The organism is Methanosaeta sp. UBA458 (genome assembly GCF_002496085.1).
Taxonomy (GTDB): domain Archaea; phylum Halobacteriota; class Methanosarcinia; order Methanotrichales; family Methanotrichaceae; genus Methanothrix; species Methanothrix soehngenii.
The window spans coordinates 1-10,901 of record NZ_DAIK01000016.1 but is presented as its reverse complement, the minus strand read 5'-3'; the positions used below and the strand labels follow the sequence as shown (position 1 = coordinate 10,901).

Below are 10,901 nucleotides of genomic sequence, written 5' to 3'. Positions count from 1 at the left end.
GTTTGAGCCGTAGAGCCCGTCGGTATGAAAGAGCATCGTCCCAAAATGAACCTCATGCCCCTCTCTGCGCAGCTCTCTCGTCAGCGGATCAGGAAAGGCATTCTGCTCCCGATGAAAATCCCACTGATGGGGCACTACTATCAGCTTGATACCATCCCGGCTGAAAAAGTCTTTCGCCTTCACCGCAGTAGATCCAGTGGTGGAAGCCAGGACTAGCTTCCTGATGTTCAGGCTGCTTGATCTCTCCTGCACCAGCCGAAATGTCTCTAGGGTATTTTCCGATCCTCCCTCATCAAAATAGACTATCTTCTTATCCATTGAGCTTGTCACCTCTCCATCTTCAATCGACCGCATCTGATATCTTTTCTTCGGCTTTGAAAAGAGAGCATAAACCCGGAGAAGACGAAAGATGAAAGATGGAGATGAAATCTGGAAGATAAAAGATGAAAGACGGAAGATAAACGATTTATGTCCGGGGGACGAAAGATTTCAGCAGACAGTGGAGGACGATTATGCTAGATATATTGAGAGACCGGCGGAGCATCAGGAAATATAAGGATGTGAAGATCGATGAACAGATCATTGATCAGCTCAAGGAGGCTGCTTTGCGCTCACCAAGCTCCAGGGGTATCAATCCCTGGCGGCTTTTGTTCATCACCGATAAGGATATGCTGGAGGTGCTATCCCGCGCCAAACAAAGCGGCTCCGGCTTCCTGAAGGGAGCCAGTCTGGGTGTGGTGGTCATAGCCAGGGATGAGGAATCGGACGTCTGGATTGAGGACTGCTCCATCGCTTCCATCATCCTGCAGCTGACTGGCCAGAGCCTGGGGCTGGGATCATGCTGGATCCAGATCCGAAACCGGATGCATAATGATGGCCAAACCTCTGAGGATTATATCCGAAAGGCCCTCGATCTGCCGGAGGGATCGAAGGTGGAATGCATGATCGCCTTTGGCTACCCTGATGAGATAAAGGAGCCCCATCCCAAGAGCGAGTTGGAGTACGGGAAGATACTGGAATCATAGGAAGGAGTGGTTGGGAAAAGGGCATGAGGATGGTCCTAACTCATCAATCTTTTTTATTCTGACAATTATTAACTCTGGTTAGAACTACTGAATGTCCAGAGAAAGGAGTTAATACTCATTAGAGCATATATGCTTAGCAAGTACATAGCTCAACTGTTCATTAGGAGATGAATTAATGGATTCAGTGGTTAATATGGCAATGGAACAGCTTATGGCGGGAGATAATCTCTCTATATTAAGCAGCAAAGTTGGTGCAGACGAACAATCCACCAAATCCGCCCTGGAGATGGGCCTGCCCCTATTATTGGGAGCCATGAGCAGCAAAGCCTCCAGCAATGATGGGGCGAACGCTATCTTGAGCGGTCTTGCCGATTCAGCCAAGGGCAACTCAATGCAGGACATGGCCAAATACTTTGGCAGCAGCAGCTCATCCTTTGGACCGGGCATGCTCAATTCCATATTGGGGAGCAGCATGATTCCCATTCAGCAATCGATCGCTAAAAAGACTGGACTGCCTCAGGAGGTCGTCGGCCAGCTGCTTACTATGGCTCTGCCTCTGGTTCTGGGATATTTGACAAAAAGCTCCCCAGAAAAGGAGATGAAACCGGATGATCTCTCAAAGCTGCTTGATGAGCAATCGAAGATGGCACTCACCTCGTCACCTGAGACAGAAGCAATGATGAAGGATATCTTATCCGCACAGGACAGCGGCAGTGGATTTATGGGGATGATCAAGAAGCTGCTTAAATCTTAGCTATATCTCTCCCGAGTGGGGAAGGCTGCTCCTGCGGCAGCAGCCATGCAGATGAGAAAATAGCCACAAATTTTTGATAGGATTCCAGGTTCTGGTGGTCTGCATGAGGCTGGATAGCTACAGGACTGTTTTGCCAGTGAAGCCAAATATGTTCAGGGGCAGCCTTTCTCCTCCTCACAATGCTGATTTGGAGACAGCTCCCCGGCTGCAGAAACGTCCAGAATTCATATCGATGCAAAAATTGATATGTTGGTGAACATAGAAAGAAGGAGGAAGGAATAAGCTGATAGATGAGGGCGACTGCAGCATCCAAAAAAAAGCCGTTGGTCGAATCCTCCTATCAATAATATCATTGGAGAGTCTTGGTATAACGCCGTAGGTGGTTATATTTATGAAGATGTATATAATTTCTGTATTGATTCTTTTAGCGATAGCATGCAGCAGCCAGTCAACGGATACAGTGAACATCAGCAGAGATTCTGGCATGGCAATACTGGCCAATCTGACAGAAGGCTCTTCCAGCCCCTCTGCGGCCCAGGAGAGCATGCTGCAAAACCTGACAAACCAGACAAATCAGACTGGCGACGCCCGACTGTTAGCGAATGATGACTTGTGGAGCTGGGGCAAGATTCCCATTGGCTATGAGGTAAGCGATAACGGAACTCTGATCAACCTGGCCGAGCAGGAATGGGCTCCAAGCATCTAAAGGGCATACTGACAAGACTCTTTAATTTTTTAGCCAGCCGCACTCTAGGCCATATGATGATGCAAAAGCTTGCCTCATAAAGATCTTCTCTCCGCTTCCCTCTTGAGATATAAGAGCGTCTGCTGGATCGACCTTGAGAGCATCCTTTTCATTGTGCCGCGCAGAATGCTTGGCAGGAGACCTTCCCAGGACTCCTCCGACCTGACGAGCGCTTTTTCTCCTCTCTTCTCGATCTGCCAGAGATGAACCGCCTTAATTCCAGTGGTCGTGCCAGTCCAGACCAGATGGTGGGGCCTTTCCATCTGCAAGACTGTTGAGCGGATGGTCAATTGGCCAGCCTTCCAACTGAACCTCGTGCCGACAGCCAGATCGCCCTCTATAAAGGCGGCCTTGACATCCGAATTCCAGTCCGGCCAGCTGTCGACGGCGACGATGATATCCCAGATGGTCTCTGGCGAGGCCTCGACCTCAACCTCTCGAGAGGCTATTACGGGAGCTAATTCATTTATCTTCATTTCCGGATTTCTCCAGGATCACTCATCTCCTCATACTCAATAGGTTTATCGATCTCAAGATCCTTTTCGCCAGCTTTTTCTAGGTCTGGTGAAGAGCAGATACGAGAAAATGGCAAGCTACAAGGCAGGAGCAGGACTTCTAATTGCCGCTTTGGCTATTGCTCTATTCATTGGATGGATGGGCCTTCCCGGCAGCATTCCAGCAACCAAGCTCAATAGCCTGGACTGGAAGGTGGAAGAAGATGGCAGGCTGGATTATCTGATCTCAATGCCCGAGTTCAATCTGAGCGAGGAGACGGTTGAAGGCAATAGCTCCTTGATTACAGTTCGGTATGCCAGCCGGGGAGCGGAGATGGCGGGACTTTTGAGACTTTCGAGATTTAGCAAGACCGTCAGCGATGATGCGAACAAAAAGGACAGTATTCCCGGAATAGTTCTCCTGCCCGGAGCCACAGTGACCAAAGAGCGGGAGCAGGGTTTGGCCAAGCGCCTGGCCGACCTGGGATATGCCACAATCACCTTGGACCAGAGAAACCTGGGGGCGATTGATGTTAATGCGGATCTTGCGCTTTTTATAGATGGAAGAGAGCCTGTGGAGCATATGATGGTCTATGATGCCCTGTCTGCAGCCGAAGTTCTGCGCTCTGTGCCCGAGATCGACCCGGAGAGGATCATTTATGCTGGAGAGAGCAATGGTGCTCGAACTGCCATCATCGCCTGCGCCCTGGATGAAAGATCTAAGGGCGTTCTGGCCTTAAGCACCTGCGGTTATGGTACCGATGCCGTCGTTGCCCAGTTGGGCATCGAGGATGAGGATATAATTCGCTTCTATCGATCCATCGATCCTGATACCTATCTACCTCTGATCGCACCCCGGCCATTGGCTATGATCCACTCCAGAAACGATACGGTGATTCTCTATCCTCTGGCGGTGAAAACTTATGCTCTCGCTTCCCAGCCCAAGAGCCTGATCTCTGTGGACTGCACAGTGCATGGCTACTGCCAGGAGATGGATGAGGGGATCGAAAAAGGGCTGAAAGGAATGGTTTCATGATCTAATATGCATCATGCACATATCATGATCTGAGCCCTCGAACTTCCCTCATATCCCTCCGTAGTTTTGCGCATGCTCCCAGGCCCTGTGGCCCTCCGGGAAGCGATCCGGCCGGGAATAAATCGATATATCCTCCCGGCGAAACAGCCGCCGATCCAGACCCACCGGGCAGACTTTGATGCAGATTCCGCAAGGGGATATGCCCTTCTGGTTCAGCTCATTGCTATGCTCGGCACAGCTCTTCTTATTGGTCAGACCCTGGGGGTAATCCCTCTCATCCAGTGCATTGACCGGACACATCTTAACGCAGCGCATGCATTCAGAGCAGAGCTTCTCATCTCTAATTGGGTCCGATGGAAGAACTGCGGAGGTGAAGACAGAGCCGAAGCGCACCCGGGGACCATAATCTGGCGTCAGGAGCATATTGTTCACACCGAAGCTTCCCAGGCCTGCCAGAAAGGCAGCATGGCGGTGGGAGAAGATTGCCACCGGATTTTTCAGCAGCGCCCGGATTCCGATGTATCCATCCCTGGGAACGAAGACGGAAGGATGGCCCAATTGGGTGAGATAGCTGGCCAGGCGGTAGGTATACTGGTCGAGAAGGGAGTTGACTGTGCTGTACAGCTCCCGGTAATAGACAGAGGGCGACGTTTCCAGAACTGGCAGGCTGATTGGTAGGCCGATGACTATCACCGACCGGGCTTCGGGGTATATAGACTGAGGATAGAACTCCTCCGGCATCCAAGGCTGAAATGGGGGTTCTTTCCATCGATCCACGCTGGCCACTCCCACCAGGGGTATCTCCAACTTTTCGCACCATTTCTGGATAGCGGCTTTCAGCTCATTGCTCATGAAAGGATCATATGCCGCTCAAAGGATAAAAGGATCACCAGGGATTATCGGCGGCTTGAAGATCCCTTCAGATATCCCTGGCACCCCCTCTTTCATCGCTATTTTATAATTATTTTATCATTATTCTATAGCTGCAGCATTTGAGGAACGGAGTGCAATGCTCTTTCTCATATCACATCCTCTCGGTTCTGCTCCTTGGACTTGCGGAAGAGCATCTTCATCTCATATACCCCTTCTTCTCTTCTTTTTTCCGTATAGAATCCCATCTTCTCAAATAAGCTCACCATGGCCTTGTTCTCCACCAGTGTGTCCGCGGTAAAGCCCAAGAGGCCATGCCTCCTGGCGATGTATGTCAGATAAGAGAGAAGCTCTTTGCCCACCCCCATTCCATGATACTCGTCCTTTACTACTATTGCTACCTCTGCCAGGTACTTGTCTGGGTTCAGCTCGTACTGGCCAAGAGCAATAATGGTCTCTCTTTCTCTCTCCTTCTCCTTGATCACCGCCAGGATTTCCATCTTCCGGCTCCAGTCTACAACAACGAAGTCCTGCAGCCTCTTATGAGGCATATCCTTCCGGGCAGAGAAGAACCTCATGTACATGCTGTCCTCTGATAGATCGTAGAAGAAGTCTTTAAGCATGGTCTCATCGGTTATCTTCACCGGCCGGAGGAATATCTCCAGCCCCTTCTTGGTGGTCCTGTATGTCTCCAGCTCCTCGGGATACATTCCCTTCTCGCCAGGGATGAAGACCTGATCTTTGTAGATCAGAGATCTCTTCCGGGCGGCTTCGATCAGCCAGGGGCGGAATTTGGGATGGGCGATGGCGATAAGGTCCATTGCCCTCTCACGGATGTTCTTGCCGTGCAAATAGGCGATTCCGTATTCAGTCACCATATAATGCACGTCTCCCCTGGTTAAGGTGATCCCTGCTCCCTCCTGCAGGACGGGAACGATGCGGGAGACGCTGTCGTTCAGTGCAGTGGAGGGGAAAGCGAGAATGGTCTTCCCTCCGGGGCTGAGGACCGCTCCCCGCATGAAGTCCGCCTGACCGCCGGTGCCGCTGTAGAAGGTACCTCCCAGAGATTCTGCTGTTGCCTGGCCGGTCAGGTCAACCTCCATGGCACTGTTGATAGCAGTCATCATCCTGTTTCGGGAGATTATGAGGGGATTGTTGGTGTAATCGATCCTCTTGAACTCGATCGATGGGTTCTCGTCCAGGAAATCGTAGGTATCCCGGCTTCCCATGCAGAATGAGGCGATGGTCTTTCCTGGATTGTGGATCTTCTTCTGATTGGTGACCACTCCCTTTTTCATCAGCTCGACGATGCCATCGGATAAGAGTTCCGTATGCACTCCCAGGTCCTTTTTGTTCTCGAGGCTGTGCACCACCTCGTCCGGTATCAGGCCGTATCCCACCTGAATGGTCGAGCCATCCTCTATGATACGAGCGACGTATTTTCCGATCCTCTGCACGATGTCGTTGGGAGCCTTAACCGAATACTCGAGGAGAGGCTCGTCATGGGGAAGGATAAAATCGATATCTTTGATATGAATGAAGCCATCACCATGTGTTCTAGGCATGTTTTCGTTCACCTGGGCTACCACAACCTCTGCCTTTTCCAGGGCAGCCTTGACCACGTCCACGCTTATCCCCAGGCTAAGGTAGCCGTGCTTGTCTGGAAGAGAGGTCTGGACTAGGGCTATATCCACCGGAACCATCTCTGAGCGGAAGAGATCGGGAACGGATGAGAGGAAGATTGGGGTATAATCCGCTGCGCCACGGTTAACCGGATTTCTGGTGCTGTCTCCCACGAAGAAGGAGTCAAGCCTGAAGTTATCCTGGAACTTTTCATCGGTATATGGAGCCACGCCAAGCGTCCAGATATGGATCAGTTCCGCATCGAAGAACGCTTTGGGATTATTGTTGACGTAGTTGACCAGCTCAGCCACCAGGAATTGAGGCTCGCCGCAACCGGTCCCTATGAAGATCCTATCTCCTGCATGGATGTGGCTGAATATGACCTCTGGGGGCAGGAACTTCTCAGGATATGTCTTCTTGAACTCTTCCAGGATCTTTTTGTCTTTCATTGCCCGTCTCTCCTCATTTGCGTCTTATGTCAATTCCTCTCGGTTCATTCCTGTTTGGATCTTCTTCTTCTTCCATAATCAGCCTATCGCTCTGAAAAGAGAAGATTATGAAGGTCAGCTGTGGTCAGATGTCATTCGCTCTTTGCACATTATTATATTATCAATGGAGAATCTATCTTAAAAGGGGAATAGATTGATATAGAAATGGTCAGCATTTAACAATAATCGGGTTTAATTGAGGAGATCGACAATGATCAACCTATTCAAGAAGAATGCTGGAGGAGAGGCAAGAAAGGATAAGAAGAAAGAAAAGCAGGAGGAGAGGCGACAGAAAGCGCAGGCCAGGGGACAGAAGCCCATAAGATAACCATTTTTCGGCTTAACTATAAAAGATCGATATCACCAGTAGCGAGAATTCACTGGCGTGAGCGGTCAATGGTTTCCACCGCCTTCACAACGCTCTCCCATTCCGGGCAGTATGAGACCTGGCTGCGATAATCCTCAATTCCAGTGCCGTTCAGGCTCCATGGGTGCTGAAATAGAATTCCATGCCGATCTGGATCGCTCTTCACGAACTCCACTATATTGATGTCCAGATCATCGATAAGCACATCCGATGGCACATTATGCTTGGTCCCCGTTCTGGCCCAGTAGTAGCCCTTCAGGGAAGGAAAATGGGCGCTCAGCCATCGGCGGGTAGCCTCTTCGGTATGCGGCCTCCTGGCGGTCACCACGAAGACATCATGGTGGCTGAGCTTCTTTATCGCCTTTTGCGAGCCATGGATAATTGGCACTTGCATCACATATTCCGGATCCGAAAGCAATCTAGATATCTCCTCCCAGACCTCCCTTCCCTCGAAGGTCCAGTGCGCACGATCGACATCGCTCTTGGAATATATGAGGCCGTATTCCCTCTCGATCTCCCTCAGAACAGCAGCCACCTGATCTGCGAGCACCCCGTCGATGTCCACAGCGATCTTTAATGTCATTTTTTGCGGAAACCTCGTTTATTTGAGTTGGTGAATATCGATATGCAACCACTGTCCTGCTCAACTGCTCCATTCAACTGCATTATCCTATTGCTGATCCTCAACTGCCTCATTCAGCGGGTCTATTAATGCATTTAATCAGGGCACCCATATAAAGGTTTCAACCTGCGCCGGATGCACTGGTGAGGCAACGATCCTATTGTGCACCTGACTATGGGCAGTTCAGTGGTCAATGCCATGCGTACGATTCAACTCGCAGCAGCGCGGAGTTTTCATCGTTTACGGTGGGGAGGAGCGCGTACAAATATCTTCACCCAGGATAACCATATGTAGCATTAAGTGAATATACCAAATCATGCAGCTCACAAAGACCATTATCCTGAAGCTAGATGCACCGGATAATGACCTAGCAGAGCTGCTAGGAGCATTCTCCCAAGGCATGAATTATGCCTCGCAAATCGTGTTTGACATCGGCAAGCCTGTTGGAAGTGGACTTATCCAAAAAGCCACTTACAAGCATCTACGGAACAATCTTAACCCTGAAATCTCAGATGGCTTGCAATGTAGCTCGCCAGGTTTCGGGAGCTTACAAAACACTTCAGAGTCAGATCGACAAAAGAGAATCAGAATGGCAATTCCTCGATTTCGATCCAACCTCGGCTACATTCTCGTTCGAACGCGATTTTGGCTTATCCGGAGACACTTTGAGCATAACTACATTAGCGGGGCGCAGGAGATATAAGATCTTGAATTACCAGTATGCTCAGAGATACTTAGACGGGTCCTGGAAATACCTGGCATCCAAGCTTTGTTTGCACAAAAACGGAGCTTACTTTTTCCATTTGGCCTGTGCGAAGGATATTCCAGACAAGAATATAGTTGATGCATCCACTTTCATGGGTGTTGATGTCGGTATTAATTGTCTGGCGGTTGCATCTACCACGGACAAGCAATGCAAGTTCTTTGCAGGTGGTGAAATCAAGAACCACCGAAACATCCGATCCAAGGAACGCCAGAGATTGCAGAAGGCAGGCGGTCGATATTTGGGCACTCGATCTTCTATGAGAACTCTTAGAAAAATAGCAGGCCGAGAGACACGGTTTATGACTGCCGTCAACCATAAGGTATCCAAGGATCTCATAGAATTTGCTGTAGATAACGGCGTTTCGGCAATCGGCATGGAAGATTTGACGGGCATCAGGAAGAGAACGGAAAACAAAGTCTCCACAGAATTCAGGTACGAGCATAGCAGTTGGGCATTCAGGCAACTACAGGCTTTTGTGGAATACAAAGCCAAAGAGACCGGGATAGCTATAATTTACGTAAATCCTGAATATACTTCCCAAACTTGCCCCAGATGTAACCACATCAGCCGAAATAACCGCTGCGGCGTAGCCTTCAGGTGCGAAAAATGCGGTTACGAAACCCATGCCGACAGAGCTGGTGCTATGAACATAGAGCACCGAACACGAGACTTGAGGTATATCCTGGAGTCTCAGGGCGGTAATGTCAGCCCGCCAGACGCGACACGACTTTTTGCGTAGTCGCAAGCCGCGCCCTTCAGGACGCGGTAGTTGACTTGATCAAGATGGTTAGGTAAATAAATGATCAAGATGATCAGCCATGCACCATCACTGACAGAATGGCAAAAATGCATAGCCAGCAAAACACTGCAATAACGGCCAGGCTCAATTGATGATAAAAAAAGATATAATAAATGGATTATAAGAGGCAGGCAAAATGGATTATGTTCTTCACCCCAAGTCAGAGATCGATAGCAGGATAAAAAAGCTAAAAGATCGGATGGACGACATCGACGGAGCCCTTCTATTTCAGGCGGTGGACATGTGCTACTTCTCTGGAACCGCCCAGGACGGACTGGTCTACATACCCAGAGACGGCGAGCCGATTATTATGATGAAAAGAAGCCTGGTGAGGGCAAAAGAGGAGTCGCCCCTGGAGGTCCGGCCGCTAAAGAATATGAGAAATCTAAAAGAGGACCTGGGCATCAAAACGAGCGCTACCATTGGCCTGGAGATGGATGTCCTTCCCTGCAGCTTCTACTTTAGGGTGAACAAGGCCCTGGAGGATGCTTCTTTTGTCGATGTTGCCGAGAGGATCAAGCATATCCGCTCAGTCAAGTCAGAGTTCGAGATAAAACTGGCCAAGGAAGCAGCACAGATGCTGGTGGAGGGATTCTCCACCGTTCCGGATCATATTAAAGAGGGAATGACTGAGGTGGAGCTGATGTGCCGCATGGAATCGGAGATGAGGCTGATGGGCCATCAGGGATCCCTGCGCTTTCGCCGCTTCAACAGCATCGTTCCCATAGGCCATATAATGTCCGGATCGAGCGCTGCCATCCCCAGCTTCCTGGCCTCGCCCACCGGCGGCAAGGGAACCTCGGTGGTGTTTCCTCATGGTCCAGGCTACAGAAAGATAAAGAGAAACGAACCGGTATTTGTGGACACGGTGGGCATCTGCAATGGATATATCGCCGATGCCACCAGGATCTTCTCTTTGGGCAAGATCGAGCCGGAGCTCGTGGAGGCCTACGAGGCCTCCTGCCAGATCGAGGAGGCCATCGCCAGGGAGATGAAGCCGGGCAGGACGGCTAGAGAGCTGTTCGAGCTCTCAGAATCAGAGGGGGCGCGCCTGGGCTATGGCGATTTCCTGGGTGGACCGGTAGGGAGCAAATGCGGCTTTGTGGGTCACGGTGTAGGCCTTGAGCTGGATGAGTATCCGGTGCTCGCCCCGCTGGACCACAAGATCCAGGAAGGGATGACCATCGCCGTGGAGCCCAAGATCATCTATCCGGGCAAAGGTGTTTTAGGGGTGGAGGACACCTTCCTGACGACATCATCTGGAGCCCTGAGGCTGACGGAGATGCCCCTGGAGATCTGGGAGGTCTGAGGC

Annotated in this window: 11 protein-coding genes and 1 pseudogene; 7 read left to right on the top strand and 5 right to left on the bottom strand. The window is 50.4% G+C overall.

From position 1 onward, the window contains the following. Positions 1-330, bottom strand: a pseudogene (locus BP822_RS00980) (hypothetical protein); the annotation flags it as partial. A gap of 79 nt (positions 331-409) precedes the next feature. On the opposite strand from BP822_RS00980, the gene BP822_RS00975 reads away from it, so the two are divergent. The 4 genes from BP822_RS00975 (at position 410) to BP822_RS00960 (ending at position 2,485) form a co-directional block, all read left to right on the top strand. Continuing rightward, positions 410-556, top strand: a complete 147-nt coding sequence (locus BP822_RS00975; RefSeq protein WP_157863819.1) for a hypothetical protein — start codon at positions 410-412, stop codon at positions 554-556. Next, positions 513-1,025, top strand: coding sequence for a nitroreductase family protein (locus BP822_RS00970; protein WP_013720313.1), 513 nt, complete (start codon positions 513-515; stop codon positions 1,023-1,025). The genes BP822_RS00975 and BP822_RS00970 overlap by 44 nt, the downstream gene beginning before the upstream one ends. A gap of 175 nt (positions 1,026-1,200) precedes the next feature. Beyond that, positions 1,201-1,779 (top strand): DUF937 domain-containing protein, encoded by a 579-nt coding sequence (locus BP822_RS00965; protein WP_286877538.1) that lies wholly within the window; start codon positions 1,201-1,203, stop codon positions 1,777-1,779. Between the two features lie 391 nt (positions 1,780-2,170). After that, a complete protein-coding gene (locus BP822_RS00960; protein ID WP_286877536.1) occupies positions 2,171-2,485 on the top strand; it encodes a hypothetical protein in 315 nt (104 codons plus the stop codon). A 74-nt stretch (positions 2,486-2,559) separates the two neighbouring features. On the opposite strand, the gene BP822_RS00955 is transcribed toward BP822_RS00960, so the two are convergent. Next, a complete protein-coding gene (locus BP822_RS00955) occupies positions 2,560-3,000 on the bottom strand; it encodes an SRPBCC family protein (protein WP_013720316.1) in 441 nt (146 codons plus the stop codon). A 109-nt stretch (positions 3,001-3,109) separates the two neighbouring features. Here BP822_RS00955 and BP822_RS00950 point away from each other — a divergent pair, with 109 nt between their 5' ends. Next, entirely contained in the window at positions 3,110-4,054 is a 945-nt protein-coding gene (locus BP822_RS00950; RefSeq protein WP_273271409.1) for an alpha/beta hydrolase, read from the top strand. Between the two features lie 48 nt (positions 4,055-4,102). Here the strand turns inward: BP822_RS00950 and BP822_RS00945 are convergent, their stop codons facing one another. The 3 genes from BP822_RS00945 to BP822_RS00935 form a co-directional block, all read right to left on the bottom strand. Then, the gene (locus BP822_RS00945) at positions 4,103-4,906 is read right to left on the bottom strand and encodes a 4Fe-4S binding protein (protein WP_013720319.1); all 804 of its coding nucleotides are present in this window, start codon (positions 4,904-4,906) and stop codon (positions 4,103-4,105) included. Between the two features lie 167 nt (positions 4,907-5,073). Continuing rightward, positions 5,074-6,996: a GNAT family N-acetyltransferase gene (locus BP822_RS00940; RefSeq protein WP_013720320.1), complete on the bottom strand. Its 1,923-nt coding sequence runs from the start codon at positions 6,994-6,996 to the stop codon at positions 5,074-5,076. A gap of 416 nt (positions 6,997-7,412) precedes the next feature. Next, positions 7,413-7,985, bottom strand: a complete 573-nt coding sequence (locus tag BP822_RS00935) for a 5' nucleotidase, NT5C type (RefSeq protein ID WP_013720321.1) — start codon at positions 7,983-7,985, stop codon at positions 7,413-7,415. A gap of 488 nt (positions 7,986-8,473) precedes the next feature. On the opposite strand from BP822_RS00935, the gene BP822_RS00930 reads away from it, so the two are divergent. Together BP822_RS00930 and BP822_RS00925 are read left to right on the top strand one after the other, a co-directional pair. Next, complete coding sequence (locus BP822_RS00930; protein ID WP_286877539.1) at positions 8,474-9,529, top strand: RNA-guided endonuclease InsQ/TnpB family protein; 1,056 nt, start codon at positions 8,474-8,476, stop codon at positions 9,527-9,529. Between the two features lie 196 nt (positions 9,530-9,725). Further along, the gene (locus BP822_RS00925; protein WP_013720323.1) at positions 9,726-10,898 is read left to right on the top strand and encodes a M24 family metallopeptidase; all 1,173 of its coding nucleotides are present in this window, start codon (positions 9,726-9,728) and stop codon (positions 10,896-10,898) included. Positions 10,899-10,901 lie beyond the last annotated feature (3 nt).

Bases quoted from the DNA above. Each gene is read 5' to 3' on its own strand.
- BP822_RS00955 (WP_013720316.1), bottom strand. From the start codon at position 3,000: ATGAAGATAAATGAATTAGCTCCCGTAATAGCCTCTCGAGAGGTTGAG.
- BP822_RS00970 (WP_013720313.1), top strand. From the start codon at position 513: ATGCTAGATATATTGAGAGACCGGCGGAGCATCAGGAAATATAAGGAT.
- BP822_RS00940 (WP_013720320.1), bottom strand. From the start codon at position 6,996: ATGAAAGACAAAAAGATCCTGGAAGAGTTCAAGAAGACATATCCTGAG.
- BP822_RS00925 (WP_013720323.1), top strand. From the start codon at position 9,726: ATGGATTATGTTCTTCACCCCAAGTCAGAGATCGATAGCAGGATAAAA.
- BP822_RS00945 (WP_013720319.1), bottom strand. From the start codon at position 4,906: ATGAGCAATGAGCTGAAAGCCGCTATCCAGAAATGGTGCGAAAAGTTG.
- BP822_RS00960 (WP_286877536.1), top strand. From the start codon at position 2,171: ATGAAGATGTATATAATTTCTGTATTGATTCTTTTAGCGATAGCATGC.
- BP822_RS00935 (WP_013720321.1), bottom strand. From the start codon at position 7,985: ATGACATTAAAGATCGCTGTGGACATCGACGGGGTGCTCGCAGATCAG.
- BP822_RS00950 (WP_273271409.1), top strand. From the start codon at position 3,110: ATGGCAAGCTACAAGGCAGGAGCAGGACTTCTAATTGCCGCTTTGGCT.
- BP822_RS00975 (WP_157863819.1), top strand. From the start codon at position 410: ATGAAAGATGGAGATGAAATCTGGAAGATAAAAGATGAAAGACGGAAG.
- BP822_RS00965 (WP_286877538.1), top strand. From the start codon at position 1,201: ATGGATTCAGTGGTTAATATGGCAATGGAACAGCTTATGGCGGGAGAT.